Annotated in this window: 24 protein-coding genes and 1 pseudogene; 12 read left to right on the forward strand and 13 right to left on the reverse strand. The window is 71.7% G+C overall.

The features are described from left to right. Window positions 1–95: 95 nt before the first annotated feature. Window positions 96–563: a manganese-binding transcriptional regulator MntR gene (mntR, locus tag ACE7GA_RS13670; RefSeq protein WP_376087281.1), complete on the reverse strand. Its 468-nt coding sequence runs from the start codon at window positions 561–563 to the stop codon at window positions 96–98. 176 nt (window positions 564–739) lie between these two features. On the opposite strand from mntR, the gene ACE7GA_RS13675 reads away from it, so the two are divergent. The 4 genes from ACE7GA_RS13675 to ACE7GA_RS13690 are packed head-to-tail and all read left to right on the forward strand — an operon-like array spanning window position 740 to window position 4,271. Next, window positions 740–1,672: a metal ABC transporter substrate-binding protein gene (locus ACE7GA_RS13675; RefSeq protein ID WP_376087283.1), complete on the forward strand. Its 933-nt coding sequence runs from the start codon at window positions 740–742 to the stop codon at window positions 1,670–1,672. A gap of 7 nt (window positions 1,673–1,679) precedes the next feature. Continuing rightward, window positions 1,680–2,561 (forward strand): ATP-binding cassette domain-containing protein, encoded by an 882-nt coding sequence (locus ACE7GA_RS13680; RefSeq protein WP_376087285.1) that lies wholly within the window; start codon window positions 1,680–1,682, stop codon window positions 2,559–2,561. Window positions 2,562–2,574: 13 nt separating this feature from the next. After that, window positions 2,575–3,432: a metal ABC transporter permease gene (locus ACE7GA_RS13685; protein WP_376087287.1), complete on the forward strand. Its 858-nt coding sequence runs from the start codon at window positions 2,575–2,577 to the stop codon at window positions 3,430–3,432. Continuing rightward, window positions 3,429–4,271 carry a metal ABC transporter permease gene (locus tag ACE7GA_RS13690; RefSeq protein ID WP_376087289.1) on the forward strand — a complete coding sequence of 281 codons (843 nt, stop codon included), beginning with the start codon at window positions 3,429–3,431 and terminating at the stop codon, window positions 4,269–4,271. The genes ACE7GA_RS13685 and ACE7GA_RS13690 overlap by 4 nt, the downstream gene beginning before the upstream one ends. A gap of 48 nt (window positions 4,272–4,319) precedes the next feature. On the opposite strand, the gene ACE7GA_RS13695 is transcribed toward ACE7GA_RS13690, so the two are convergent. Beyond that, window positions 4,320–5,084: a hypothetical protein gene (locus ACE7GA_RS13695; RefSeq protein ID WP_376087291.1), complete on the reverse strand. Its 765-nt coding sequence runs from the start codon at window positions 5,082–5,084 to the stop codon at window positions 4,320–4,322. A 234-nt stretch (window positions 5,085–5,318) separates the two neighbouring features. Continuing rightward, window positions 5,319–6,736, reverse strand: a pseudogene (gene radA, locus ACE7GA_RS13700) (DNA repair protein RadA). Between the two features lie 492 nt (window positions 6,737–7,228). On the opposite strand from radA, the gene ACE7GA_RS13705 reads away from it, so the two are divergent. After that, the gene (locus tag ACE7GA_RS13705) at window positions 7,229–8,827 is read left to right on the forward strand and encodes a calcium-binding protein (protein ID WP_376087293.1); all 1,599 of its coding nucleotides are present in this window, start codon (window positions 7,229–7,231) and stop codon (window positions 8,825–8,827) included. Between the two features lie 71 nt (window positions 8,828–8,898). Here ACE7GA_RS13705 and ACE7GA_RS13710 read toward each other — a convergent pair whose 3' ends face one another. The 8 genes from ACE7GA_RS13710 to ACE7GA_RS13745 all read right to left on the reverse strand — a co-directional run bounded on the left by ACE7GA_RS13710 (window position 8,899) and on the right by ACE7GA_RS13745 (window position 15,276). Further along, a complete protein-coding gene (locus tag ACE7GA_RS13710) occupies window positions 8,899–9,726 on the reverse strand; it encodes an ABC transporter ATP-binding protein (RefSeq protein WP_376087295.1) in 828 nt (275 codons plus the stop codon). Further along, on the reverse strand, window positions 9,723–10,520 hold the full coding sequence (locus ACE7GA_RS13715) for an MlaE family ABC transporter permease (RefSeq protein ID WP_376087297.1): 798 nt from the start codon (window positions 10,518–10,520) through the stop codon (window positions 9,723–9,725). Before ACE7GA_RS13715 ends, ACE7GA_RS13710 begins: the two co-directional genes overlap by 4 nt. Further along, a complete protein-coding gene (alr, locus tag ACE7GA_RS13720; RefSeq protein WP_376087299.1) occupies window positions 10,517–11,584 on the reverse strand; it encodes an alanine racemase in 1,068 nt (355 codons plus the stop codon). Before alr ends, ACE7GA_RS13715 begins: the two co-directional genes overlap by 4 nt. A 2-nt stretch (window positions 11,585–11,586) precedes the next feature. Beyond that, complete coding sequence (locus tag ACE7GA_RS13725; protein ID WP_376087301.1) at window positions 11,587–13,101, reverse strand: replicative DNA helicase; 1,515 nt, start codon at window positions 13,099–13,101, stop codon at window positions 11,587–11,589. Between the two features lie 197 nt (window positions 13,102–13,298). After that, on the reverse strand, window positions 13,299–13,868 hold the full coding sequence (gene rplI / locus ACE7GA_RS13730) for a 50S ribosomal protein L9 (protein WP_376087303.1): 570 nt from the start codon (window positions 13,866–13,868) through the stop codon (window positions 13,299–13,301). 22 nt (window positions 13,869–13,890) lie between these two features. Continuing rightward, on the reverse strand, window positions 13,891–14,226 hold the full coding sequence (rpsR, locus tag ACE7GA_RS13735; RefSeq protein ID WP_376087305.1) for a 30S ribosomal protein S18: 336 nt from the start codon (window positions 14,224–14,226) through the stop codon (window positions 13,891–13,893). Window positions 14,227–14,229: 3 nt separating this feature from the next. Continuing rightward, the gene (rpsF, locus tag ACE7GA_RS13740; RefSeq protein WP_376087307.1) at window positions 14,230–14,694 is read right to left on the reverse strand and encodes a 30S ribosomal protein S6; all 465 of its coding nucleotides are present in this window, start codon (window positions 14,692–14,694) and stop codon (window positions 14,230–14,232) included. A 153-nt stretch (window positions 14,695–14,847) separates the two neighbouring features. After that, window positions 14,848–15,276 (reverse strand): DoxX family protein, encoded by a 429-nt coding sequence (locus ACE7GA_RS13745; RefSeq protein ID WP_376087309.1) that lies wholly within the window; start codon window positions 15,274–15,276, stop codon window positions 14,848–14,850. Window positions 15,277–15,597: 321 nt separating this feature from the next. On the opposite strand from ACE7GA_RS13745, the gene ACE7GA_RS13750 reads away from it, so the two are divergent. Together ACE7GA_RS13750 and ACE7GA_RS13755 are read left to right on the forward strand one after the other, a co-directional pair. After that, window positions 15,598–16,563, forward strand: a complete 966-nt coding sequence (locus ACE7GA_RS13750; RefSeq protein ID WP_376087311.1) for a glycosyltransferase family 2 protein — start codon at window positions 15,598–15,600, stop codon at window positions 16,561–16,563. Window positions 16,564–16,808: 245 nt separating this feature from the next. Then, on the forward strand, window positions 16,809–18,743 hold the full coding sequence (locus ACE7GA_RS13755; protein WP_376087313.1) for a methyl-accepting chemotaxis protein: 1,935 nt from the start codon (window positions 16,809–16,811) through the stop codon (window positions 18,741–18,743). Between the two features lie 33 nt (window positions 18,744–18,776). On the opposite strand, the gene chrA is transcribed toward ACE7GA_RS13755, so the two are convergent. Beyond that, entirely contained in the window at window positions 18,777–20,156 is a 1,380-nt protein-coding gene (chrA, locus tag ACE7GA_RS13760) for a chromate efflux transporter (protein ID WP_376087315.1), read from the reverse strand. Next, window positions 20,153–20,953, reverse strand: coding sequence for a chromate resistance protein ChrB domain-containing protein (locus tag ACE7GA_RS13765; protein WP_376100273.1), 801 nt, complete (start codon window positions 20,951–20,953; stop codon window positions 20,153–20,155). The genes chrA and ACE7GA_RS13765 overlap by 4 nt, the downstream gene beginning before the upstream one ends. Window positions 20,954–21,183: 230 nt before the next feature. Here ACE7GA_RS13765 and ACE7GA_RS13770 point away from each other — a divergent pair, with 230 nt between their 5' ends. The 5 genes from ACE7GA_RS13770 (at window position 21,184) to ACE7GA_RS13790 (ending at window position 25,210) form a co-directional block, all read left to right on the forward strand. Then, window positions 21,184–21,459 carry a hypothetical protein gene (locus ACE7GA_RS13770; protein ID WP_376087317.1) on the forward strand — a complete coding sequence of 92 codons (276 nt, stop codon included), beginning with the start codon at window positions 21,184–21,186 and terminating at the stop codon, window positions 21,457–21,459. 111 nt (window positions 21,460–21,570) lie between these two features. Continuing rightward, the gene (locus ACE7GA_RS13775) at window positions 21,571–22,617 is read left to right on the forward strand and encodes an ABC transporter substrate-binding protein (protein ID WP_376087319.1); all 1,047 of its coding nucleotides are present in this window, start codon (window positions 21,571–21,573) and stop codon (window positions 22,615–22,617) included. Window positions 22,618–22,638: 21 nt separating this feature from the next. Beyond that, window positions 22,639–23,391 carry an ABC transporter ATP-binding protein gene (locus ACE7GA_RS13780; RefSeq protein WP_376087321.1) on the forward strand — a complete coding sequence of 251 codons (753 nt, stop codon included), beginning with the start codon at window positions 22,639–22,641 and terminating at the stop codon, window positions 23,389–23,391. After that, complete coding sequence (locus tag ACE7GA_RS13785; RefSeq protein ID WP_376087323.1) at window positions 23,388–24,218, forward strand: ABC transporter permease; 831 nt, start codon at window positions 23,388–23,390, stop codon at window positions 24,216–24,218. Before ACE7GA_RS13780 ends, ACE7GA_RS13785 begins: the two co-directional genes overlap by 4 nt. Beyond that, a complete protein-coding gene (locus tag ACE7GA_RS13790; protein WP_376087325.1) occupies window positions 24,218–25,210 on the forward strand; it encodes an isopenicillin N synthase family dioxygenase in 993 nt (330 codons plus the stop codon). The genes ACE7GA_RS13785 and ACE7GA_RS13790 overlap by 1 nt, the downstream gene beginning before the upstream one ends. The last annotated feature ends 209 nt before the right edge of the window (window positions 25,211–25,419 follow it).

Here is a 25,419-nt window from a genome sequence, read left to right on the forward strand (position 1 = left end):
GGGGAGGGGGTACGCGGCGGAACCGGCGGGGCAGAGGGCGCGGACCCCGCGCGCCGCCCTCCGCGCGGACGCAAGCCGCGCCCACCGGGGCCAGGTCACCCACCCCGCCTCGCCAGGAACCGCTCGAAGGCGGAAAGCGCGACGTCGCTGACGTGGTGCTCGATCCCCTCCGCATCCGTCTCCGCCACCGCCGGCGGCACCCCCACCGCCACCAGCAGGTCCACCACCAGCCGGTGCCGCGCCCGCACCCGCGCCGCGAGGTCCCGCCCCTCCGCCGTCAGGAACACGCCGCGATAGGGCTTGGAGGTCGCGAGCCCCGCCGCCTTGGCGCGGGCGATGGCCGCGATCGCCGTCGCGTGGCTCACGCCCATCCGCCGCGCGATGTCCGTCGGGCGCGCCTCCCCGCCCGTCGCGATCAGGTCGTCGATCAGCTCGACGTAGTCCTCGATCAGGATGCTGGCCCGCGCGACGCGGGCGCTGCGGTGCCGCTCGGCCTGCGTGCCCTCGGCCGGCAGGGCATCGGGCGGGCGCGCGTGATCGTCCCGCGGGGGCGGCTCCGTCACGGCCATGGGGAGGACCGCAGCCGGCCCCGCGCATGTCTCACGATGATCACAAGGTGTCGAACTACCTACACCTCCCCGATTCGTCCACCCAAACCAGGGGCGGCCCGAAGGTGTAGGCAAGGCTACGGATTGCGGCTATAGCAACGAAACGACGCCGGAGCAGGACACGGAGAACCATGCCCCCTCACGCCCCCACGCGCCGCCTGACCGCCCTGACCGCCTGGGTCCTCGCGGCCTTCCTGACCTGCGGTGGCGCGGCCCTGGCCCAGGATGCCCGCCCCAAGCGCGTCGTCGCGACCTTCACCGTCCTCGCCGACATGGCGCAGAACGTCGCGGGCACCGCCGTCCTCGTCGAATCCCTCACCCGCCCGGGCGCCGAGATCCACGACTACGAACCGACGCCGCTCGACGTCGCGCGCGCCGGCGCCGCCGACCTCGTCCTCTGGAACGGCATGGGCCTGGAACGGTGGTTCGAGCGCTTCTTCCAGCGCGTGAACGGCGTCCGCCAGGCCGTGCTGACCGACGGCCTCGAACCGATCCCGGTTGGCGAGGGGCCCTACCGCAGCCAGCCCAACCCCCACGCCTGGATGTCGCCGACCAACGCGCTCCGCTACGTCGAGAACATCCGGAAAGCGCTCACCGACCTCGACCCCGCCAACGCCGAGACCTTCGCCCGCAATGCCGAGGCCTATGCCCAGCAGATCCGCGCGGTGGATGCCCGGCTGCGCGAACGCCTCGCGGCCATCCCCGCCGACCGCCGGGTCCTCGCGACCTGCGAGGGCGCCTTCTCCTACCTCACCCGCGACTACGGCATGCGCGAGGCCTATCTCTGGCCCATCAACGCGGAGGACGAGGGCACGCCGCGCCAGGTCCGCGCCCTCATCGACACGGTCCGCCGCACCCGCGTCCCCGTCGTCTTCTGCGAGAGCACGGTGAACGACCGTCCCATGCGCCAGGTCGCGCGCGAGGCCGGCGCCCGCTTCGGCGGCGTGCTGCACGTGGACAGCCTGACCCCCGCCGACGGCCCGGCCCCCACCTACCTGCGGCTGCTGGAGGCCAATGCGGAGACCATCATTCGCGGCTTCTCCGCCCCGCAGGCCACGCGGTGAATACACCATGCCCGACGGAACCTACGTGACTGCGACGGAAGGACTGGCCGTCCAGGGCGTCACGGTGGCCTACCCCAACGGCCACGTCGCGCTGCGCGACGCCTCCTTCACCCTGGCGCCCGGCACGATTTGCGGCCTGGTCGGCGTGAACGGCAGCGGCAAGTCCACCCTGTTCAAGTCCATCATGGGCCTCGTTCGCCCGGCCGCGGGCACCGTCCGGGTCGCGGGCATGCCGGTGGAGCAGGCCCTTCGCCGCAACCTCGTCGCCTACGTCCCGCAGGCCGAGGAGGTGGACTGGAACTTCCCCGTCCGCGTCCGCGACGTCGTCCTGCAGGGCCGCTACGGCCGCATGGGCATGCTCCGCATCGCCCGCGCCGCCGACCGCGACGCCGTTGCGGCCGCGCTGGATCGCGTGGGCATGGGGGCCTTTGCCGACCGCCAGATCGGCGAACTCTCCGGCGGCCAGCGCAAGCGCGTCTTCGTCGCCCGCGCCCTCGCCCAGGGCGCGCGGCTGATGCTGCTGGACGAGCCCTTCACCGGCGTGGACGTGACGACAGAGGCCGCGATCACCGACCTCCTCCGCGCCCACCGTGACGAGGGCGGCATCGTCCTCGTCTCCACCCACAACCTCGGCTCCGTCCCCGCCTTTTGCGACGAGGTCGTGCTGGTGAACAGCACCGTCCTGGCCTCCGGCCCCACCTCGACCATCTTCACCGCCGAGAACCTGCAGCGCGCCTTCGGCGGCACGCTTCGCCAGCACAGCGTCGCACCCACCGCCGAGGTCGCGGAGCGCGGCCATTCCGTCATCCTCACCGACGACGAGCGCCCCCTGGTCCTGGCGCCCGACGGCCGCGTCCTCGGCCGTCTCGAGCGCGATGTGGAACGGTGACGGGGGAACCGTGATGGAGGAACTCCTTGTTCCCTTCGCCTACGACTACATGCTCCGCGCCATCGGCACGGCGGCATTGGTCGGCGCGGTCTGCGGCCTCCTCTCCTGCTACGTCGTCCTCCAGGGCTGGTCCCTGTTGGGCGACGCGCTGAGCCATGCCGTCGTCCCCGGCGTCGCGCTGGCCTGGATCATCGGCGTCCCCTTCGCCCCCGCCGCCTTCCTCGCCGGCCTCCTCGCCGCATGGCTCATGGCCGCCCTCCGCGAACGCACGCCGATCCGCGAGGACGCCGTCATCGGCATCGTCTTCACCGGCTTCTTCGGCGCGGGCCTCGTGCTGCTGACGCTGTTCCCGTCCAACATCCGCCTGCGCACCATCATCTTCGGCAACGTCCTGGGCATCGCCGACGAGGACATCTGGCAAATGGCGGCCATCGCCGTCCTCGTCGTCGCCGTGCTCGCCGTGAAGGGCCGCGACCTGATGCTCGCCTGCTTCGATGCGGTGCAACTCCGCGCCATCGGCGGCTCCCCGCGCTGGATGCGCATCCTGCTGCTGGCGCTGATGGCCGCGACCGCCGTCGCAGCCCTCCAGACCGTCGGCGCCATCCTCGTGATCGGCATGCTCGTCATCCCCGGCGCGACCGCGCACCTGCTGACCGACCGCTTCGGGCACATGCTGGCGCTGGCCGGCGGGATCGGCGGGGCGACGGGCCTGCTGGGTGCCTACGTCTCCTACTTCCTCGACGGCTCCACCGGCGGGACGATCGTCGTCTTCCAGGCGCTGGTCTTCGTGGCGGCCTGGCTCTTCGCGCCGCGCCATGGCGTCCTCGCCGGCCGCCGAGCCGCGCGCCGGGCGGCGGAGGCCGCGACATGAGCTGGCTGCCATCCCTCCTCTGGGGTCCCTACGCCCAGCCCTTCATGCTGCAGGCCCTCGCCGTCGGCCTGCTCGTCGCGACACTCTGCGGCCTGCTCTCCTGCTTCGTCGTCCTCAAGGGCTGGTCGCTCATGGGCGACGCCGTCTCCCACGCCATCCTGCCCGGCGTGGTCGGCGCCTACCTCATCGGCATCCCCCTCGTCCTCGGCGCCTTCGCGGCCGGCATGGCCTGCGCCCTCATGGCCGGCGCCGTCCCCGCGACGAGCCGCGTGAAGGAGGACGCGGCCCTCGGCGTCGTCTTCTCCGGCATGCTCGCCCTCGGCCTGGTGATGCTGACGCAGGTGCGCAGCAACGTGCACCTGTCCCACGTCCTCTTCGGCTCCATCCTCGGCATCGAGGAAGAGGACCTCTGGCAGACCCTCGCCGTGGCCGGCATCGGCCTCGCGATCCTCGCGATAAAGGGAAGGGACCTCGTCCTCTTCCTCTTCGACCCGGGCCAGGCGCGGATCATCGGCGCCTCGCCCACGACGCTCCGGATCATCCTCCTCGCCCTGCTCGCCGCCGCCATCGTCGCGGGCGTCCAGGCCGTCGGCGTCATCCTCGTCGTCGCCCTCCTCATCACGCCCGGCGCCATCGGCATCCTCATGGCCGACCGCTTCGGCCGCATGTGCGCGGTGGCCGTCGGCGCTGCCTGGATCGCCGTCATCATCGGCCTGCACGTCAGCTACGTCGCAGACATCTCCCCAGCCGGATGCATCGTGCTGGTGCTGTCGGCGCTCTTCGCGCTGGCGCTCGCCGTCTCGCCGAAGCACGGGCTGTTGCGCGCGCGGCCAGCCTGACCGGAGAGCCGCGCGGCACCGTCCCGCGGCGTTAGCGGCCGCCCGTCCTCAGCCGCGCGAGCGTGCCCGCTGCGCGATGAGCAAGCCGCCTATGAAGGGGGCGAGGAGCATGAGGGTGGAAGGCTCCGGGACGCCAGCGGCGACCGCGAAGGTGTTCGTGAAGGTCAGGTACGCCGCCGCGTCCCCCCCGGAAGGGGAGTAAACGAAGTCGAAGGCCATGACGGGCCGGTCGAAGAGGATGCCGAAGAAGCCGTCGTACCGGTACGCCACACCCTCCCCGGCCTGCGCCGCCACCGCGGCAAGCAGGTCGTCCAGGTTGCCGCCTTCCTCCACGATTCCTCTGTTGAGGAAAGCCGTGCTCAGCCGACCACCGAAGCCGAGGATCGGCTGGTCGAACGTCACCGTCGCCGCGTTGAGGCCGAGGCAGGGGAAATAGACGGCGTAGCATCCGAAGCCCAGGTCCAGGGTCCCCGGCGCGGTGGCGACCGGCACCGAACGCGGCAGCTCCTGCGCGAGCCCGTTCGCGTAGGCCTGACGGCGGGAGAACAGGATTTCCTCCCCTTGGGAATTGGTGACCCGGACAGGCGCATCGAGGTCGGTATAGGTTCCGTAGCCGTCGGAGGTCGTGACTCCGCTGGTCCGGAGAGGGACGAGCGCGGCGGGCTGTCGGCCTGCAACCGCCGAGAGCCAAGCGCCCGCATCGAGGTACGTCTCGTAGGACGGGTTCACCGGGGCAGCCCTTGCCGGCAGGTGCGACACACAGGCGAGTGCCACCACCACGCTGGCGAAAGCCCGTCGGAACCACTGAGGCATCACCACCCTCTCGTCATCGGCCGCGCATCCGTGACCGTGTATTCGCGACAAGGCAGCAGGGCACGGCAACGATCAAGTGCCGGTTCGGCAAGGCCCATAAACATTCCGTGACGCATCGATCAGCCAAAGCCGGGACTCGCTCCCGGCCGGCTGTCGTCGGTATCAGAGGGCCTAGCTTTTTGTCCGCAGACCCGCAGCGCCGCCCCGGGCGTTTCTGCCCTGCGCGGATCCGATCTAGGCCGCCGATTCCCTCGCCGGCGCCCGACCCTTCCGCGGCGCCGCCGCGAAGGGCGCGACGAGGTCGGCCAGGTGCCCGACCTCCGTCATCCGCAGCCCCTCCGGCGCCGACAGCGCCCGCCCGCCCCGCGCCACCCGCCGCGGCAGCGTGGCGGCCGAAAACCCCAGCTTCGCCGCCTCCCGCAGCCGCAGTTCCGTCTGTGCCACCTGCCGAATTTCCCCGGACAGCCCGACCTCCCCGAAATACACGGTGTCCGGTGGCGCCGGCCGGTCCGTCGCGGCCGAGACCAGCGCGGCCGCGACCGCCAGGTCCGCCGCCGGCTCCTGGATGCGCAACCCCCCGCGATGTTGAGATAGACGTCGTTCATCCCGAGCGTCATGCCGCAGCGCGCCTCCAGCACCGCCAGCAGCATCGACAGCCGCCCGGCATCCCACCCCACCACCTGCCGACGCGGCGTCCCGCCGGCCGAGGGCGACAGCAGCGCCTGCACCTCGACCAGCACGGGCCGCGTCCCCTCCAGCCCCGCGAAGACCGCGGAGCCCGACACGTTCCCCCGCCGCTCCGCCAGGAACAGCGCGGAGGGGTTCGGCACCTCCTGCAACCCGCCCTCCGTCATCTCGAAGACGCCGATTTCGTCCGTCGCGCCGAAGCGGTTCTTCGTCGCGCGCAGGATGCGGAACTGATGCCCGCGATCCCCTTCGAAGTAGAGCGTCGCATCCACCATGTGCTCCAGCACGCGCGGCCCCGCGAGCGTCCCTTCCTTCGTCACGTGCCCGACCAGCACCAGGGCAAAACCCCGCCTCTTCGCCAGCCGCCCCAGCTCCGCCGCGCAGGCCCGTACCTGCGACACCGTCCCCGGCGCCGAATCCAGGCTGTCGAGCCACACCGTCTGAATCGAATCCATGACGACGAGCCCGGCATCCCGCTCCCCGTCCAGCGACGCCATGATGTCCCGCAGCGACGTCGCCGCCGCCAACCCCAGCGGCGAATCCTGCACCCCGAGACGCAGCGCCCGCAGCCGCACCTGCTCGATCGCCTCCTCGCCGGAGACATAGAGCGTGCGGCGCCCGCCCTCCGCCACCCGCGCCGCGGCCTGCAGCAGCAGCGTGGACTTCCCGATCCCCGGATCGCCGCCCACCAACACGACCGAGCCCGGCACGAACCCGCCGCCTAGAACCCGGTCCAACTCCGCGATCCCCGTGCGCGACCGCGGCGGCGGCGCGGACTCTCCCCGCAGCGGCAGGAACTCCACCCGCCGCCCGCCCGCCGAAGCCTTCGCCGTCGCCGGCGTCGCCCCGCCCGCCGTCTCCTCGGCCAGGGTGTTCCAGGCCCCGCAGCCCTCACACTTGCCCTGCCACTTCGGGTGGACGGTCCCGCAGGACTGGCAGACGTAGCGGGTGCTGGGCTTGGCCAAGGCGGGCCTCCGGACGGGAACAGGTTGCGAACGTCGGGGCCCCGGGGGCGGGGGTCAAGCGCCGCCGGCGCGATCCCGTGCGGGCGGGATCGCCGCGATCCCGGGCCCGGCCAGCGGCGGCGCCATGCCGTGCCGATCGCGCGCCCAAGGGGCCCGCGTCGCATGCGGTCGGGGAGCCAGGATGACGCCCTGATCCGCTCCCGCGCCTTCACCCGCCGGGCGCGCCGGGGCCGGCCCGCGCGCGGAACCCTCTCACGACGGCCACACCCGGCACTCCCAACCCGTCCGCCACCGCCCCGGTAAGCCAGCCTCCGCGCGACAGAGGCGACGAACGGCCAGCCCCGATGCGACCCGTCCGAAATCTTCCGCCCTCACAACGAGCCCGCCTCACCGCGGGGCACGTCGTCCGGCGAGGCCACCCCGGCTGCCGCAACGGCGCGACCCGACGGCGCAACACACGGCCGACCGACGCGGCGGCCGCAACCTCGATGAATGGGATCACGCACCATGGCCGTCTTCTTCACGAACAACGACCTGACCAAGACCGTGGCGAACTCGCCGATGCACACGCTCGGCAACGGCGACACGCTGATGATCGGCCCCGACGCCGTGCTGGCGAGCCTCGCGGCCGGCAGCCCGATCGTCTCGGGCGGCAGCAACGTCACGGTCCAGGTCGGGGGTGACCTCTTCACCGCGCTCGAGAATGCCGTCGTGATGGGAGCAGGCGCCGACGTGACCATCACGGCCGACGGCTCCATCACCTCCGCCATGGACGGCGTCGTGATGTCCGGCACGAACCACGACGTGGTGAACGCCGGAAGCATCATGGCGGAACGCTTCGCGGTGGACATGGGGCAGGGCGGCACATTGTCCAACAGCGGGCAGATCGTCTCGGGTTACGGCATCCGGTCCAACGGCTGGGCGACGATCCTCAACACGGGCGAGATCGAGGGATACGGCAACGGATACGTAAACGGCTCCTTGAGTGGATCCGGGTCCGGAAGCGCGATCAACGTCCTCGGTGGCGCGGAGATCACGAACTCCGGCAGCATCGCCGCGGGGACTGGCACGGCAATCGCCGCCGGTAACGGCCTTTCCGGCGGCGAGGTCAGGCTCGTCAACAGCGGCTTCATCGGCGGCAGTCCGAGCCAAGGCGCCGTGACGACGAACGCCGGCGCCGACCAGGTGATCAACACCGGCACGATTTCCGGCAGGGTCTTCCTTTACGACGGCGACGACCTCTACGACGGTGCGCAGGGCGTCCTGATCGGCCGCGTGGTCGCCGGTTCCGGCAACGACACGGTCTTCGGCGGCGCGATGGGAGAGAGGATCGAGGCGGACGACGGCAACGACGAGGTCGACGGCGGCGGTGGCCGTGACGTCCTCTTCGGCCTCGCCGGCAACGACACGCTGGACGGCGGCGACGGCGATGACGTCATCGAGGGTGGCGCGGGCGTCGACGTGATGGACGGCGGTGCCGGCACCGACATGCTGTCCTACATGATCTCCTCCGCCGGCGTCGAAGTGAACCTGACCTCGGGAGAGGCCAGCGGCGGCGACGCCGAGGGCGATGTCTTCGCGAACTTCGAGGGCGTGCGCGGGTCGGCCTACGCGGACACCCTCACCGGCTCCAAGCTCGCCGATCGGCTGGAGGGCCGGGGCGGCGACGACCTGATCAGCAGCGGCGCCGGCAATGACCGCCTCTTCGGGCAGGACGGCAACGACGTCCTCGTCGGCGGTGCCGGCATGGACGTGCTGTGCGGCGGCCTGGGCACGGACCTGTTCCGGTACAACAGCATCGCGGGGAGCACGGTCGCCACCGCCGGCCGCGACCGCATCCTGGACTTCAACCAGGCGGAACTCGACCAGATCCACCTGCAGACGATCGACGCCAGCACCGGCCTCGCCGGCAACCAGGCCTTCGCCTTCATCGGCACGGCCGCCTTCGGCAAGGTCGCCGGCGAGCTCCGCTACGACGCGGGACAGCAGGCGACGACGATCTACGGCGACACCGATGGCGACGGCGCGGCCGATTTCGCGGTGCAGCTGGCCGGCAAGTTCACGCTGACGGCCGCGGACTTCATGCTGTAGCCGTCAGGACGGAGCGTGCGGGAAGACCTCCCGCACGCCCGCCCGGCGCCGGAGATGGTCCACGGCCCGTCCTATCGCCGCAACTCCATCTGGATCGGCCCCTCGCGCTCCCCCCGCGCGAACTGGTCCACCATGGCGTTCCCCGTCTCCCCCAGATCGCCCGCCGGCCCCGTCCAGACGATCCGCCCCTTGTGCAGCATCGCCGCGCGGTCGCCGATGCGCCGCGCGCTCGCCATGTCGTGCGTGATGGACACTGCCGTCGCGCCGAGCCGCCGTACGCAATCCACGATCAGCCCGTCGATCACCGCGCCCATGATCGGGTCCAGCCCCGTCGTCGGCTCGTCGAAGAACAGGATCTCCGGCTCCGACGCGATGGCGCGCGCCAGCCCAACGCGCTTCTGCATCCCGCCCGACAACTCCGCCGGCGACATATCGCCAACGCTCGCCGCCAGGCCCACGGCCTCCAGCGCCTCCGCCGCCTTGTCCCGCGCCGCGGTCCGCGCGATGCGCCGCTGCGCCAGCAGCTTGAAGCAGACGTTCTCCCAGACCGGCAGGCTGTCGAAGAGCGCGCCGTTCTGGAACAGCATCCCCGTGCGGTCGAGGATCGCCGCCCGCTCCCGCGCCGACATCGCCAGGATGTCCCGCCCGTCCACCTCGATCGTCCCCGCATCCGGCACGATCAGCCCGAGGATGCACTTGATCGTCACCGACTTCCCCGACCCCGATCCCCCGAGGATCACCGTCGAACGTCCCGCGGGAATGTCCAGGTCCACCCCGTCCAGCACGACCTTCTCGCCGAAGGCCTTCCGCAACCCGCGCAGCCGGATCTTCGGCGCTGCATCGCCGGGCGTCCGATCCACGTTCCGCTCCGGTGCGCGATCGGAAGCTGCGCCACTCATCGCGCGAAGAACGCCTCGGTCAGCACGTAGTCCAGCGCGAGGATGAGGATGGAGGACGACACCACCGCCGCCGTCGTCGCCCCGCCCACGCCCTGCGCCCCGCCGCGGGACGTGTAGCCGCAATAGGTTCCCATCAACGCGACGATGAAGCCGAAGACCGCCGCCTTCACCAGCCCCGACACCACGTCCATTGCCTGCAGGACGTCCAGCGTGGATCGCAGGTAAGCCCCCGACGAGAACCCCAGCTTCAACGTCCCGATCAGATACCCGCCCGCGACGCCCAGGATGTCCGCGACGACCACCAGCAGCGGCATCGCCAGCACCCCTGCCAGCAACCGCGGCGCGACGAGGTACTTCATCGGATCGGTCGAGAGCGTCGTCAGCGCGTCGATCTGGTCGGTGACGCGCATCGTCCCGATCTCCGCCGCGAAGGCCGCGCCGATCCGTCCCGCGACCATCAGTCCCGCCAGCACCGGCCCGAGTTCGCGCGTGACAGACAGCACGACGACGCTGGCGATCGCGCTTTCCGCCCCGAAGCGGGAGAAGCCGGAATAGGATTGCAGCGCCAGCACCATGCCCGTGAACACCGCGGTCAGCGCGACGACGGGCAGGGAGAAGAACGCGACCTCCAGGAAGGCCCGCAGGAACTGCCGCCCGTAGAAGGGTGGCCGGACCGCGTGCGACAGCCCTTCCAGCGCGAAGAGCGTCACCGCCCCGGCCCCGCGGACCGCCCCGATCACCCCCCGCCCGAGGGCGGCGAGAGAGTCGAGCACCGGATCAAGGACGGCGGTCACCCCCCGACGTACCGCCGCTCGTAGCGCGGCCCCAGCGAGGTCAGGATCTCGTACCCCACCGTGCCGGCCCGCGCTGCCAGGTCATCGGGACGGATGCCCTCTGCGTCGCCGATCAGCGTGACCCGGTCCCCCTGGCGCAATTCGGGATGCTCGGTCGCATCGAAGGTCAGCAGATCCATGGACACCCGGCCGATGAGGGGCAGGGGCCGCCCGCGCTGGACGGCGACGGAACGACCGGAGAGGGAGCGCAGATAGCCATCGGCATACCCCGCCGCAACCGTCGCCACCCGCGACGGCCGGGCAGCGGTCCATGTGGCGGAATACCCGACACTCTCTCCCGCCGCGATCTCCCGCACCTGGAGGACCGGTGCCTCCAGCGTCACGACCTGCCGCATCGGGTTCGGCGCGCCCGGGGTCGGGTTGATCCCGTAGAGCGCACATCCCGGCCGCGCGAGGTCGGACCGGAACCCCAGCCCCAGGAAGATCCCCGACGAATTGGCAAAGGAGAACGGCGCCCCCGGCAACCGCCGCCGCGCCTCCGCGAAGCGCGCCGCCTGCGCCCCGTTCATCGGCTCCCCCGGCTCATCCGCCCGGGCCAGGTGCGTCATCACGAAGCGCAGCCGCAGGCCCCGCAACGCCGACGCATCGCCCGCCAGCGCCTCCACCTCCGCCGCCGTCAGGCCGAGCCGGTTGATCCCCGTATCGACGTGCAGGATCGCCTCGCCCCCGGCCGCCGCCCAGGCCGCGACGTCCCCCGGCGTGTTCATCACGGCCGTCAGCCCGGCCCCGTCATCCTCGCCCGGCCGGAAGCCGTTGAGGACCGCGACCATCGGCCCCGCCCCGATCGCCCCCCGCAGCGCCACGCCTTCCGACAGATGCGCCACGAAGAAGTCCCGGCACCCCGCGTCCCCAAGCGCCCGCCCGACCGCGGCGGCCCCGAGCCCATAGCCATCCGCCTTCAGCACCCCCGCGCAGGGCGCGCCGTGCACGGCACGCAGGTTCCGCCAATTCGCGACGACAGCGCCGAGGTCCACCGTCAGGACCCCCGCGCCAGACCCCGCCATGCTCAGTACGAATCCCCCTCGTGCACCACGTCGAGGTCGCCGAACCGGATGAACTCTCCCTCGAAGAACAGCCGGATCGTCCCCGTGGGGCCGTGGCGCTGCTTCGCGACGATCAGCTCGGCCTTGTTGTGCGCCTGCTCCATGTCGCGCTGCCATTTCTCCATGGCCTCGGAGAACTTCTCCCCGTTGTCGAAGGCCATCTCCTTCGGCTGCCGCTGCTGCAGGTAGTACTCGTCGCGGTAGATGAACATCACGACGTCCGCGTCCTGCTCGATCGAGCCGGATTCGCGGAGGTCAGCGAGCTGCGGCCGCTTGTCCTCCCGCTGCTCCACCGCGCGCGAGAGCTGAGACAGCGCGATGACGGGAACCGACAATTCCTTCGCGATGGCCTTCAGGCCCTGCGTGATCTGCGAAATCTCCTGCACCCGGTTCTCCGGCCGCGACCCGGCCGAGGGCCGCATCAGTTGCAGGTAGTCCACGATGACGAGGTTCAGCCCCTTCGTCCGCATCAGCCGCCGGCACCGCGTCCGCAGCGCGGAGAGCGTGATCGCCGGCGTGTCGTCGATGAACAGCGGCAGCGTCGCCAACTCGCGCGACACCTCCACGAACCGGTCGAAATCCTTCTGCGAGATGTCGCCGCGCCGGATGCGGTCGCCCGACACCCGCGACGCCTCGGCCAGCACGCGCGTCGCCAACTGGTCCGCCGACATTTCCAGCGAAAAGACCGCGACCCCGCCGCGCGGCACCGCCCCCGGCTCCTTCTCCAGCGCCTCCCGCAGGATGGCCTTCGACGCCCCCCAGGCGACCTTCACGACGAGGCCGGTCTTTCCCATGCCCGGGCGCCCCGCGATGATCACGAGGTCCGACGGGTGCAGCCCGCCCAGCTTGCTGTCCACGTCCCGCAACCCGGTGGAGAGCCCGGACACCCCGCCCGGCGTCGAGAAGGCCCGCTCCGCCAGTTCCACCGCATCGGTCAGCGCGCGCTCGAACGAAACGAAGCCCCCCTCCGTCCCCCCGTCCTTCGCGAGGTTGAAGAGTTCCTGCTCCGCCGCCTCCAGCTGCGCCTTGCCGTCCAGTTCCGGTTCCGCCCCGAAGGCGCGGTTCACCACGACCTCGCCGAGGTCGATCAACTGCCGCCGCAGATGGCAGTCGAAGACGACGCGTCCGTATTCCCCGGCATTGATGATGCCGACCATCGCCGTGAGCAGCTGCGCCAGGTAGGCCGGCCCGCCCACCTCGTCGAGCAGCCCGGAATGCTCGAACTCCGCCCGCAGCGTGACGACGTCGGCCAGTTGCCCCGCCTCGATCCGCCGCGAGATGGCCTGGAAGATTCGGCCGTGGATCGGGTCGGCGAAATGCTCCGGCGCCAGGAACTCCGACACCCGCTCATAGGCCTTGTTGTTCGCCAGCAACGCCCCGAGCAGCGCTTGCTCCGCCTGCATGTTGGAGGGCGGCATGCGCTGGGAGAGGCCGAGGAGGCCACCCCCCGGCTCCGGCAGGGAATCGAAGGCGTTCATGGGAGAACGTTAGCAGACCATCCGCCCCGGCGTCGCCCGCCCCGCCTGTGGACAGGTGTGGATCACGGGGACGGTGCCGTTCCGGTCTGCGCTGGGTCGGTCCCGATCCGGCATGACGCGCGGTAACGAAAAGGGCCGCGCCCGACCGGGAAGACCCCGGCCGGACGCGGCCCCGAAGAACCCCGGAGGGGCCCGGATCAGTTCCGGGCGGCGCCCAGTTCCGACAGCTCGGCGGCCAGCTCGGCCTCCAGGCTGGCTTCCTCGGCTTCCGTCTCGGCCCGCAGGTCCTCGCCGCGCGCCTGCTTGTCCGCCTCTTCGTAGGAACGGGCGACGTTCACGGCCACCGGCAGGTCCACCTCCGGGTGCAGCGCGACCCGGACGTTGAAAATGCCGAGGGTCTTGATCGGCGTCTCCAGGATCACCTGGTCACGTGCGACCTGCAGCCCGGACTCTGCGCAGGCATCCGCGATGTCACGCACCGAGACGGAGCCGTACAGCGCCCCGCTCTCGCCGGCAGCGCGGATCAGGACGACCGCGAGGCCCTCCATCCGCTCGGCGATCAACAGCGCCTCCTCGCGCCGCTTGATGTTCTGCGCCTCGAGCGTCGCGCGCTGCTGCTCGAAGCGCGCGAGGTTGTCCTTCGTCGCGCGGATCGCGCGGCCGGAGGGCAGCAGGTAGTTCCGGGCATAGCCCGGCTTCACCTTCACCAGCTCGCCCATCTGGCCGAGCTTCTCGACCCGCTGCATCAGGATCAGTTCGATCGTCATGGCGATATGCTCCCTACGGGCCTCAGTCGTTGATCACGTAGGGAAGCAGCGCCAGGAAGCGGGCGCGCTTGATCGCCAGCGCCAGCTCACGCTGCTTCTTCGCCGAGACCGCGGTGATGCGGGACGGCACGATCTTCCCGCGCTCCGACAGGAAGCGGGACAGCAGGCGCACGTCCTTGTAGTCGATCTTCGGCGCGTTCGGGCCGGAGAAGGGGCAGGACTTGCGGCGGCGGTAGAAGGGGCGGCGGGCTCCCACGGCGGTGCGGCGCCCGGCGGGGGACAGGTCGCCAGAATCACCGCCACGGGAATCACCACCGCGGGAATCGTTGCCGCGGGCGTCAGTGGTTCGCTCGGACATGGCTTATTCCTCCCCGCCCATCGGTTCCAGCTCGTCGCGGGACCGGGCGCGGAACTCCTCCCGGTCGTCGCCGCGCTCGCGGCCGCGGCCCGAGGAGAAGCGGCCGGCCGGGCGCGGGCCGCGGAAGCCGCGCTCGCGGTCGTCGGAGCGCTTCGACAGGATCGCCGACGGAACGTCGTCGATCGTTTCGATCCGCAGCGTCATGTGGCGCAGCACGTCCTCGTGCAGGCCCAGCTGGCGCGTGATCTCCTTCTCGGCCGCCGGCGTGCAGTCGAGGCCAAGGAGCATGTAGTGCGCCTTGCGGTTCTTCTTGATCTTGTAGGCTAGGCCGCGGAGGCCCCAGTACTCGCGCTTGCGAATCTCGCCGCCGGCCTCGCCGACGATACCGCCGACCTGGTCCGCGATGGCCTCGACCTGCGCTTGCGTGAGATCATTCCGTGCGATCAGCACGGTTTCATAGAGCGGCATCGGTATCCCTTCGGATGCTCAGCCCGGCGCCCCACGCGGGATGCGGGGACACGAATGGGCATAGCCGGGGGCGATGCCTCGCTCCCGGCAGGGGAGGCGGGCGTGTAGCGGACCGACCGGGCCGGTGCAAGGCTCGCACCGCCCCGTCATCGGCTACGGCCGCATCGCGTAGCGCCCCGGCCCGATGGCGGCGAGGACGAACAGCCCGCCCATCACGGCGAGGTTCTTCCAGAAGTTGAAGAACTGCCCGTACCAGGCCGCCCCCCCGAACTCCCAGAACCGGTGCGCGACGAAGGTGGCCGCAAGGGTGAACAGCGCGAGCACCACCGCCGCGGGCCGCGCGTAGAACCCGGCCATCAGCAACAGCGGCACCGCCACTTCCAGCGCCGTGACCAGCGCGGCGACCACGGTCGGCGCCGGCAGCCCGCTCCGCACCATGCTCGCCACCGCCGCATTCGCGAAGTCGGTCACCTTCAGCAGGCCCGCGGCAAGGAACAACAGGCCGATCATCACGCGGCCGACAAGGAGCGCCAGGTCCGCCTGCCCGTCGGCGATCGAGGTCCGCGCACCCGTGGCGGTCATTCCCGACATCCTCACCTCCCCCCTTTCCGCATTGGCGCGGGCGCCCGCGTCTGGCCGGCCAGGGGGAGAGTGTCGGCCACGCTGCCGCACCGCGCAACCTGACCTTGAACGGCCTCCCCGGACCCGCCTGCGCCGATCCAAGGCGCGCGAGTGGCCCCCCCCCCCGATCTCATGCGCCGGGGCCCTGACATCTGCGTCAACACCGCTACCGCGAGCGGCGCGCGATTCTCACCTGCTGACGCGACGCGGCATCCGGATTGGGCAAGTGGGACACACCTCGATGCGACCGACCATCCACCCGCGGACCGGGACCGACCGCGCATGACCCCGCGCTTCAGCGTCGTGATGCCCGCCTACAACCGGGCCGACCTCATCCGCATCACCCTCGAATCCATCCTGGCGCAGACCCTGCCCCCGGGCGAGGTCATCGTCGTGGACGACGGCTCGAAGGACGACACCGCCGCCGTCGCCGCGTCCTTCGGCGACCGCGTCCGGGTCGAGCGCATCGCCAATTCCGGCGACGTCGCGGCGCGCAACCGCGGCATCCCGCTCGCCACCGGCGACCTCCTCGCCTTCTGCGACAGCGACGACCTCTGGCAGCCCGGCCACCTCGCCGCCATGGCCCGCCTCTGGGAGGCCGAGCCCCGCACGAAGGTCGCCTACTCCAACTTCCGCATCGTCCGGAACACGACCTGGGAGGACCGCGACAAGTTCGCCGACGCGCCCGAGGGTTACTGGAACGGCCTCCGCGAGGTCGGCCCCGGCCTCGGCGTCTTCGACGGGCCGACCCTGCCGCGCATGGTCCGCTTCCAGCCCTTCTTCCCCTCCGCCATGGTCGCCCGCGCCGACGTCATGCGCGACGTCGGCGGCTGGGACGAGGCGGTGAACCGCAGCGCCACCGGCGATTTCGGCACGGCGCTGCGCATGTCCATGCATCCGCCGATCGGGGTGGTGATGGAACCCACCGTCGGCATCCGCAAGCATGACGGCAACTACTCCGGCGACGTGCAGAAGATGCTGCTGAGCGATGCCCGCATCCTCGAGCACTTCCTCTCCGTCACCCCCGCCGCCGCCCCGCATGCCGACCTGGTCCGTGCCAGCATCCGCGAACGCCGGATCGCCGCCCTGGAAACCGCCTTCGCCCGGAAGGACTTCGACGCCCTGCCCGCCGTGCGCCAGGCGATCGGCGCCGGTCCGCTCTCCCTGCGCGTCCGCACGAAGGTCGCGGTGGCGAGCCTGCCGGGGCCGTTGCGCAGCGCAGCCCTTCGCGCCATCGGCCGGGGCTGAGGCTTCCCGGGGGAGCCGTGCCCGGGCTTTTCGGTCCGGCTTCTTCGTGGTCTCGTGCCGGATAGCCCCGGAGGAAGGCTGTGCCTTCCGCCGGACCTCCACGCTCCAGGGGCAACGCTCAACGCCCCGAACAAGCCCGGCCCCGGGCGACCCCGCGGCGTTCAGGGAACCTTCACCCTCCCCGCCTAAGTGCCCACGCCGGACCGGCGGGCGACCAAGCCCACGGCAAGGCCGAGGGGACCCCCGTGTCGCGCCTGCAGAACCTTCGCATCTCCTCCAAGGTCCTCGCCCTTGTCGGCCTCGTCGCCGCCGTCGGCCTGCTGACGACCGCCTACGGCGCCTGGAACACCGCCGCCGTCGTGCGCGACTACCGCGACCTCGTCGAGCGGCGCGACGCGGCGCTGCCGATCCTTGCCCGCGCCGGCCGCAACGCGGTGGCACTGGGGTACGACGTCTACCGCATGATCCAGTACGACGAGGCGAGCGCCGAGGGCCGCGCGGCGCAGGCCGCCTACGAGGCCGACCTCGGCCGCCTCTCCGACCGCCTGCGCGAGGCCCGTGCCCTCCTGCCGGAGCATGGCGAGTTCCTCGACCGGCTCGACGCCGAGGCGCGTGCGCTCACGACCGAACTCGCCCGCGCCGCGGAGTTCGGCGCGCGGGACCAGAACGACGCGGCGCTCCGGGTCATGCTCACCGTCAACCCTGCCCTCGTGCGCCTGGACGACGAGATCCGGGAGTTCGTCGTCGAGAAGACCGAGGCGAACCGCCGCCTCTCCGAGGAAGCGGCGGCGGGCGCCTGGCACGGCACCCTTCTCGCCGTCGGCCTCGCGGTCGCCGGCATCCTCGCCGGCCTCTGGGCCGCGATGCGGCTCGCCCGCCGGCTCATGACGGCGCCGCTCGAGGCGCTGCGGGCAACGATGGAACGGCTCGCCGCCCGTGACCTGTCCGTCGAGGTCCCTGGCGCCGACCGCGCCGACGAGATCGGCGCGATGGCGCGCACCGTGCAGGTCTTCAGGGAAAACGCCCTCGCCGTACAGGCGATGGAGGCGGAGAAGGCCGCCGCCCGCGCGGCGGAGGAGGAACTCCAGGCCGCCGGCCGGGCGCGGGCTGCGGAGCAGGCGCGCGTCGTCGAGGCGCTCGGCGCCGGGCTCGGCCGCCTCGCCGCAGGCGACCTGAAGGACGGCATCGCCGAGCCCTTCGCGCCGGACTACGAGGGCCTGCGCGCCGACTTCAACCGCACCGTCGCGGCGCTGCGCGAGGCGCTCGCCGCCATATCCGGCAACGCCCGCGAGATCGGCCACGGCGCGGGTGAAGTGGCGACCGCCGCCGCCGACCTGGCCCGCCGGACCGAGCAGGGCGCCTCCACCCTGCAGCAGACCGCCGCCGCGGTGGCCGAGATCACCGCGACCGTCGAGAGCACCGCGCAGGGCGCGCGCCAGATGTCCGACGCGATGGGCGAGGCCCGGCGCGAGGCGGAGGCGGGCGTCGCCGTGCTGCGGGACACGATGGAAGCCATGGGTGGGATCGAGCGCTCCTCGCGCGAGATCGGCCAGATCGTCGGCCTGATCGACGAGATCGCCTTCCAGACGAACCTGCTCGCGCTGAACGCGGGCGTGGAGGCCGCCCGGGCCGGCGATGCGGGCCGCGGCTTCGCGGTCGTCGCCTTCGAGGTGCGGGCGCTCGCCGGCCGCGCGACGGAAGCGGCGGGCCGCATCAAGGCCCTCATCGCGTCCGCCGGCGACGGCGTGTCGCAGGGCGTGCGCCTCGTCGCCGAGACGAGCGAGGCGCTCGGCCGCATCGTGGCCCAGGTGCGCGAGGTCACGGAACGCGTGTCAGCCATCGCCGCCGCCGCGAAGGAGCAAGCCACCGGCATCCGCGAGATCAACGGTGCGGTGTCCCAGCTCGACGGCGTGATGCAGCAGAACGCGGCGGCGGTGGAGCAGGCGAGCGCGGCCGCCGCCTCCCTCTCGAACGAGGGCCGGAACCTCATCCACGCGCTGGAGCGCTTCGACACCGGCGCTCCCGCCCCGGGCCTGTCGAGGCCGGCCCCGGTCGCCGAAGCGTCAGGTCCCCCGGCTTACGCCGCCCTCGCGCTGCCGGAGCCAGCCGCGAGGATCCGCCCGATCCGCCGCGCCGCAGCGGCCGGCGCCGCGACCGCCGAGGCTTGGGCGGAGTTCTGATGCCGTCCGGCCTTGCCCCCGGGCCTCCCGGGGTCACCCGAAGGTCAGCCGAAGCACCACGCCCGCCACCGCCGCCACGCCCAGCGTCGGCACCACCCCCAGCCGCAGCCGGAACACGCACAGCGCCGCCAACCCGGCGATCGCCGCCGCCAGCGGATCAAGGCTCCCGGGCACCGGCACGTCCACCGCCGGCCATGCGCCCACCCGCACCGTCTCCCGGAACAGCACCCGCAGCCCGAACCACAGCGCGAGGTTCGCGATCACCCCGACCACCGCCGCCGTCACCGCCGCGAGTGCCGAGGACAGCGCGCGATGTCCCTGCAAGCGCTCCACCACCGGCGCGCCGAGGAAGACGAAGGCGAAACATGGGGCAAAGGTCACCCACAGCGTCAACACCGAAGCCGCGACCCCGCCCGCGACCGCCGACAGCCCCTCCGGCGCCCGGAACCCCGCCAGGAACCCGACGAACTGCAGCACGAGGATGAGCGGCCCCGGCGTCGTCTCCGCAAGCCCCAGCCCCACCAGCATCTCCGCCGGCGCCAGCCAGCGGTAGGACTCCACCGCCTCCTGCGCGACATAGGCCAGGACCGCGTAGGCACCCCCGAAGGTCACGACCGCCATCTTGGAGAAGAGCAGCGCGACGTCCCGGTACGTCCCGCCGACGAGCAGCAGCAGTGCCACCGGGGCCAGCCAGGCCGCGACCGCGATCACGCCGGCGCGCCGCGCCGCCCGCGCCTGGCGTTCCGGCCGCTCCGGATCCACCGCGAGCACCGCGTCCAGCAGGGCAGGGGAGTCGCCCTTCGCCGCCCCGTGCCCCCCGCCCGAGAAGGCTGCCGGCATCAGGTACCCCACCAGCCCCGCCCCCAGCACGATCACCGGGAACGGCACGTGCAGCGCATAGAGCGCGACGAACGCCGCCCCCGCCAGCGCCCAGGCCGCGCGTCCCTTCAGCGCGCGGCGCGCGATCCGGATCAACGCCTCCACGACCAGCACGAGCACCGCGCATTTCAGCCCGTAGAACAGCGCCGACACGACCGGCACGCTCCCGACGGTCGCGTAGAGCACCGACAGCGCGAGCATGACGGTCGCCCCCGGCACCACGAACAACGTCCCCGCGGCCAGCCCGCCCCGCACCCCGTGCATCAGCCAGCCGAGATAGGTCGCGAGTTGCTGCGCCTCCGGCCCCGGAAGCAGCGTGCAGAAGTTCAGCGCATGGAGGAACCGCCGCTCCCCGATCCACCGCCGCTCATCCACGACGGCGCGGTGCAGCAACGCGATCTGCCCCGCGGGTCCCCCGAAGGATAGCAGCCCGATCCGCAGCCAGACCCGCACCGCTTCCGCGAAGGACGGCATGGCCGGGAGTGATGGTGCGCGCTGAGCGGCCCCCGCCGTATCCATCCCGTCCGCCGTCATGCCGGCACCTTCGCCGCGGGCGCCGGCCAGTCATGCGTCTCCTCCGTCGCGTCCCGGCACCAGCGATGGAATGCGTCGTAGAGTGCCATCCCCGCCTCCAGCTGCGCGAGGTCATCCTGGTGCATCCGCGACAGCCCGAGCGAGGCCGCCAGCAGCCCCGCGCATTCCGGCGCGAGGTCAAGCCGCGCCGTATCCGCCCCCCGCACGATCGTCGCCAGCCGCGTCAGCGCCGGCGACCGCAGCCCAAACCCGGCAAGCATCGTGTCGAAGGTGCAGAGCGGCCCCTCATGGCTCCACCGCACTCCCTCGACGTCGAAGGGCGTCGCGCCGAACCTTTCGGCAACCGCCATCAACTCCGACGCGGCCACGAACAGGAAGACGGCATCCGGGTCCAGGAAGCGCCGGATCAGCCAGGGACAGGCGATCCGGTCCACCTTCGGCCGCGCCCGGGTCACCCAGACCGTCCGCCCCGCCGCGTCCCGCGCCGGCAGCGCCGTGCTGTCCACCAGCGGCAGCCCGGCGGCCTCCCAGGCCGCGAACCCGCCTTCCAGCGTCTCCGCCGCGCGCCCGACGTGCCGCAACCAGGCCGCGACCCCCTGGCTCAGCTTCAACCCGCGCTGGCACGACACCACGACCGACCCCGGCGGCAGCCCGCCCGCCCAATCCTCCGCCCGACGCCAGTCGCGCCATCGGCTGCCGGGGATCAGTCGCGGATCGGCCGCGAAATCCTCCTCCGTCCGGACATCCAGGATGACCGGCGAGTCCGGCAGGCCGACCAAACGCGCCAACTGGCTCACGGAGATCCTGTCGGGACCCGGCATGGGCGTCCGCTCCTCGTCACGGGGGTGTGGACGCGATGCTTCGGCCGGGGCCTCACGGGGTGATCGCGGCACCCCTCGCCGCGGACCCTGGCGGACCGCTCTCGCCCCTGTCAACGTCGGTCCCGCGAGCGCCACGGACTCGCCATGGAACCGCCGCGGACGCCACGCGTAATGTCCCGCGTCGTGAATTGAGACAGGAGACGCCGATGACCCGACTGACCCGCACCGCCCTCGCCGCCGCCCTCGCCCTCGGCGGCGCCCTCGGTGCGACCGGCACGGCAACCGCCGCCATGCCCTCCGCCGCCCCGCTCGCCGGTATCGCCGCCGCGGACGCGACCCTGCTGGAGGACGTCCGCTACGTCACGCGCTGCCGCCCCGTCACTGTCGTCCGCCGCGACCGCTTCGGCCGGCCCGTCAGCGTGAGCCGCAACGTCTGCCGCCAGGTCTGGGTCGGCCGCGGCCGCCCTTATCGGGGCTACTGACCCGCCGGGGCCGTACGGCCCCCGATGGCATGACGCTTGCTGCCCCTTGCCGGTGAACGCCCCGCGGGCGGAGACTGATCTCCCCGCCCCGGGCCCCGCGAGGACCGCCGCATGACCATCCGCCGAATCCTCCTCGGACGCCGCACCCTCCTCGCCGCCAGCGCGGCGACGCTCGCCCGCCCTGCGCTCTCGCAGCGCCGCCTCATCCCCGCCGCCACCCAGCTCGGCTGGCTCCGCAACGGCGAATTCGCCGCGATCATCGTCGCCGAGGCCCAGGGCTACTTCGAGGCCGAGGGCATCCAGCACCGCATCATGGATGGCGGCCCGGGCCGGAACCCCATCCCGACCGTCGCGGTGGGCCAGGCGCAGTTCGGCCTCGCCACCTCCTCCTCCCATCTCATCGCCGCAAAGGTCGCACGGGATCCGGTGGACGTCATCGCCGTCGGCACGCTCTACCAGCAGGGCCCCGCCGCCCTCCTCCGCCTCGCCAACCCGGGGGACCCCGAGCCGACGCCGCGCGACCTCGACGGCAAGTCGGTCGGTGTGCAGGCCGGCTCCGAATACCTCGTTCGCGCCCTGGCCCGCGTGAACGGCGTCAACCCCGACCGCGTCCGCATCGTCACCGCGCAGGCGAACGCCGAGCCGCTGCTCGTCGGCCGCGTCGATTACTTCCTCGGCTGGGTGACGAACCAGGCCTATCAGATCGAGCAGGAGATCGCGAAGCCCGACGCCCCCGCGAACCTCCGCGGGAAGACCTGGCAGGGCATCCGCTTCGGCCGCTGGGGCGTCCGCTCCTACGCCGACACCATCTTCACCACGACCCGCTTCGCGCAAGACAATCCGGAGGTCGTTCAGGGCTACCTCCGCGCCGTGCAGCGCGCCGTCCGCTTCATTCTCGACAACCCCGCGGAGAGCGTGACCGTCGTCGCACGCTTCCCCGGCCAGGTGGAAAGCGCCGAGCGTCTGACCTGGCGCTGGAACGTCCAGAACCCGCTCTACGTCTCCGACGCCACCAACCGCTCCGGCCTGCTGTTCATGGAGGACGCGGTCTGGTCCGAGAACTCCGCCGTCCTGCGCGAGGCGAACGAGATCCCCCGTGACGTCGCCCCGGCCGACATCATGACGAACCGCTTCCTGCCCGCGCCGCGGCCCGCGTAGCGGCCGCGGGACGCGCCGGCCATGGCCGCGCCGATCTCCATCCGCGGCGTCTCCCGCCGCTTTGGCGACCGCCTCGCGCTCGACCGCACGACGCTCGACATCGCGGCCGGCGAGTTTGTCGCGCTCATCGGCCCTTCCGGCTGCGGCAAGACCACGCTGCTCCGCATCGTCGCCGACCTGGAGACGCCGTCGGAAGGTGAGGTCCGCATTGGCGGCGTTCCCGCCTCCCAGGCGCGCCGCAACCGCTCCCTCGGCCTCGTCTCCCAGCGCCCGGCGGTGCTGCCCTGGAAAGCCGCCCTCGCCGACATCCGCTTCACCCAGCGCATCGCCGGCCGCACCGGCTTCCCCGCCGAGGACCTTCTCCGCGACTTCGGCCTCGCCGGCCACGAGGGAAAGCGCCCCCGCGAGCTCTCCGGCGGCATGCTGCAACGCGTGAACCTCGCCTCCGCCATCGCACACGACCCGGCCGTACTGCTGATGGACGAGCCCTTTTCGGCGCTGGACGAAATGAAGCGCGAAGAAATCGGCGCCTGGTTCGACCGTGAGCTCGCCGCGCGCCCCAAGACCGTCCTCTTCGTCACCCACCACATCGAGGAGGCGATCCTCCTCGCCGACTGCATCCTCGTCTTCTCGCCCTCCCCGGGCCGCGTGACCGAGATCGTCCCGGTTCCCATCCCCCGCCCGCGCCCCGCTTCCTTCCGCCGTGACCCCGTCTTCCTCGAAACCGCGGCGCGCGTGCGCCGCCTCCTCTTCGGTGCGGAGATTGCGGCATGAGCCACGCCGCCCTCGACACGGTCGCGCAGCCGACCGAACGCCGCCACGCCCCGCGCTTCCCCCTGGCCTGGGCCGGCACCGTCTTCCGGGTCGTCCTCCCGATCCTCTCGATCCTCGGCCTCTGGTACCTCGCGATCCTCTTCTCCGGCCTCCCCGCCTTCGTCATCCCGCGCCCCGAACGCGTGCTGGAGACGCTGGTCACCGATCACGACCTCATCGCGACGAACCTCGTCTCCACCCTCACCGTCGCGACGCTGGGCCTGCTCATCGCCAACGTCGTGGGCATCGGCCTCGCCATCCTCTTCGACACCATCCCGCTGACGCGCCAGGCGCTCATGCCCGCCGCGATCACTCTGCGAAACGTCCCCTACGTCGCGCTCGTCACCGTCCTCATGCTCGCGATCGGCGACACGCCCTGGTCCAAGGCCGGCGTCGTCGCGCTCGCCTGCTTCTTCCCCGTGCTGGTCAACACGATGCAGGGCCTGCGCGCGGCGGACGAGGTGCTGCTGGACCGCATGCGCATCCTCAACGCGACGTGGTGGGAAACCTTCCGTTCCGTCCGCCTCCCCTTCGCCGTCCCGCACATCATCGCGGCGCAGCAGATCGCCGGCACGTCCGCCGTGATCGTCGCGATCTCCGCCGAATGGATGATCTCCTCCGAAGGCCTGGGTTACGTCATCAACCGGGCCATGCAGACCTATCGCGGCGACCAGGTCTACGCCGTCGCGCTGATCGCGACGACGCTGTCGCTGGCCGTCTACGGCCTCGTCCACTGGATCGGACGACGCCTCGACTGGCGTGAACCCCAAGGCAAGGAGCGCGGCTGATGAAGACGATTCCGAAGGTGGATATCTCCGGCCTCTACGGCGACGACCCCGACGCCCGCGCGCGCGTCGCAGCGGAAATCGGCAAGGCCTGCGACGAGATCGGCTTCTTCTACGCGGTCGGCCACGACGTGCCGCTGGCCACGATGGAGCGCGCCTACGCCAAGGCCCACGAATTCTTCTCCCTCCCCATCGAGGAACGGAGAAAAGTCGCATCCGACCGCAACAACCGTGGTTACCGCGGGCAGGAAGACGTCGTCCACCGCTCCGGCCTCACCTTCGCCCGCGACTTCTTCGACCTCGGCTTCCCCGTGGCCGCCGATGACCCGGAGGTCCTGGCCGGCACCCCGCTCTACGCCCCCAACAAGTTCCCCGACCTCCCGGGCTTCGAGGACGCGCTGCTCGCCTACTACTGGGGCTGCTACGGCGTCGGCATGAAGGTCCTGGAAGGCTTCGCCCTCTACCTGGGCCAGGCGCCCGACTTCTTCTCGCGCCACTTCACCAAGCCTGTCGCCGACATGGTCCTGAACCACTATTGGCCGCACGAGACCGCGCTCTCGATCGGTGCGACCGAAGTGGCCTCCGGCGCGCACACGGACCACGGCATCGTCACCATCCTCTGGCAGGATTCCTCCGGCGGCCTGCAGGTGATGGACCGCAACGGCGATTACCTCGACGTCCCGCCCATCCCCGGCTCCTACGTCATCAACATCGGGGAACTCATGAAACGTTGGACCAACGGCCGCTTCCAGGCGACGATCCACCGCGTGATCCACAAGAAGAACGCGGACCGCATCTCCATGCCGCTGTTCTGCAACCCCGACTTCCGCACCCTCGTGGATCCGCGCGCGCTCGGCGTCTCCGACGCGGACGCGAAGTACGAACCCGTCCTGTCCGGCGACTTCCTCGTCTCCCGCTTCATGTCCACCCGGAAACTCTGGGGCGCCGAGAACAAGCCGGGCGACGCGAAGGCGATCGAGATGGCGGCGGAGTAGCTTCCTTCTGGAAGCAAGGTCATCAAGCGACAGTCGCAGGGTAATAGCACGGCATCCCATGGCGGTGCGGATGCCCGATGCCCTGACCATCACGCCCGGCTTTCTTCCTCGAGCGATCCGCGACGCCCGGTACTGGCAGCCGTACCACCCGGAACGCCCGGACTGCGCCGACTGTGTCACGGACGCCTGTCGCGCCGTGCACGCCGCCG

Source organism: Roseomonas sp. CCTCC AB2023176, assembly GCF_042259275.1.
Taxonomy (GTDB): Bacteria; Pseudomonadota; Alphaproteobacteria; order Acetobacterales; family Acetobacteraceae; genus Roseomonas.

Excerpts from the sequence above, each read along its gene's own strand:
- ACE7GA_RS13685 (WP_376087287.1), top strand. The coding sequence starts at position 2,575 with ATGGAGGAACTCCTTGTTCCCTTCGCCTACGACTACATGCTCCGCGCC.
- ACE7GA_RS13785 (WP_376087323.1), top strand. The coding sequence starts at position 23,388 with ATGAGCCACGCCGCCCTCGACACGGTCGCGCAGCCGACCGAACGCCGC.
- ACE7GA_RS13705 (WP_376087293.1), top strand. The coding sequence starts at position 7,229 with ATGGGATCACGCACCATGGCCGTCTTCTTCACGAACAACGACCTGACC.
- rplI (WP_376087303.1), bottom strand. The coding sequence starts at position 13,868 with ATGACGATCGAACTGATCCTGATGCAGCGGGTCGAGAAGCTCGGCCAG.
- ACE7GA_RS13675 (WP_376087283.1), top strand. The coding sequence starts at position 740 with ATGCCCCCTCACGCCCCCACGCGCCGCCTGACCGCCCTGACCGCCTGG.
- ACE7GA_RS13695 (WP_376087291.1), bottom strand. The coding sequence starts at position 5,084 with ATGCCTCAGTGGTTCCGACGGGCTTTCGCCAGCGTGGTGGTGGCACTC.
- ACE7GA_RS13725 (WP_376087301.1), bottom strand. The coding sequence starts at position 13,101 with ATGAACGCCTTCGATTCCCTGCCGGAGCCGGGGGGTGGCCTCCTCGGC.
- ACE7GA_RS13745 (WP_376087309.1), bottom strand. The coding sequence starts at position 15,276 with ATGACCGCCACGGGTGCGCGGACCTCGATCGCCGACGGGCAGGCGGAC.
- rpsR (WP_376087305.1), bottom strand. The coding sequence starts at position 14,226 with ATGTCCGAGCGAACCACTGACGCCCGCGGCAACGATTCCCGCGGTGGT.
- ACE7GA_RS13690 (WP_376087289.1), top strand. The coding sequence starts at position 3,429 with ATGAGCTGGCTGCCATCCCTCCTCTGGGGTCCCTACGCCCAGCCCTTC.
- ACE7GA_RS13780 (WP_376087321.1), top strand. The coding sequence starts at position 22,639 with ATGGCCGCGCCGATCTCCATCCGCGGCGTCTCCCGCCGCTTTGGCGAC.
- rpsF (WP_376087307.1), bottom strand. The coding sequence starts at position 14,694 with ATGCCGCTCTATGAAACCGTGCTGATCGCACGGAATGATCTCACGCAA.
- ACE7GA_RS13770 (WP_376087317.1), top strand. The coding sequence starts at position 21,184 with ATGACCCGACTGACCCGCACCGCCCTCGCCGCCGCCCTCGCCCTCGGC.
- ACE7GA_RS13790 (WP_376087325.1), top strand. The coding sequence starts at position 24,218 with ATGAAGACGATTCCGAAGGTGGATATCTCCGGCCTCTACGGCGACGAC.
- ACE7GA_RS13750 (WP_376087311.1), top strand. The coding sequence starts at position 15,598 with ATGACCCCGCGCTTCAGCGTCGTGATGCCCGCCTACAACCGGGCCGAC.
- ACE7GA_RS13775 (WP_376087319.1), top strand. The coding sequence starts at position 21,571 with ATGACCATCCGCCGAATCCTCCTCGGACGCCGCACCCTCCTCGCCGCC.
- alr (WP_376087299.1), bottom strand. The coding sequence starts at position 11,584 with ATGGCGGGGTCTGGCGCGGGGGTCCTGACGGTGGACCTCGGCGCTGTC.
- chrA (WP_376087315.1), bottom strand. The coding sequence starts at position 20,156 with ATGACGGCGGACGGGATGGATACGGCGGGGGCCGCTCAGCGCGCACCA.
- ACE7GA_RS13710 (WP_376087295.1), bottom strand. The coding sequence starts at position 9,726 with ATGAGTGGCGCAGCTTCCGATCGCGCACCGGAGCGGAACGTGGATCGG.
- ACE7GA_RS13680 (WP_376087285.1), top strand. The coding sequence starts at position 1,680 with ATGCCCGACGGAACCTACGTGACTGCGACGGAAGGACTGGCCGTCCAG.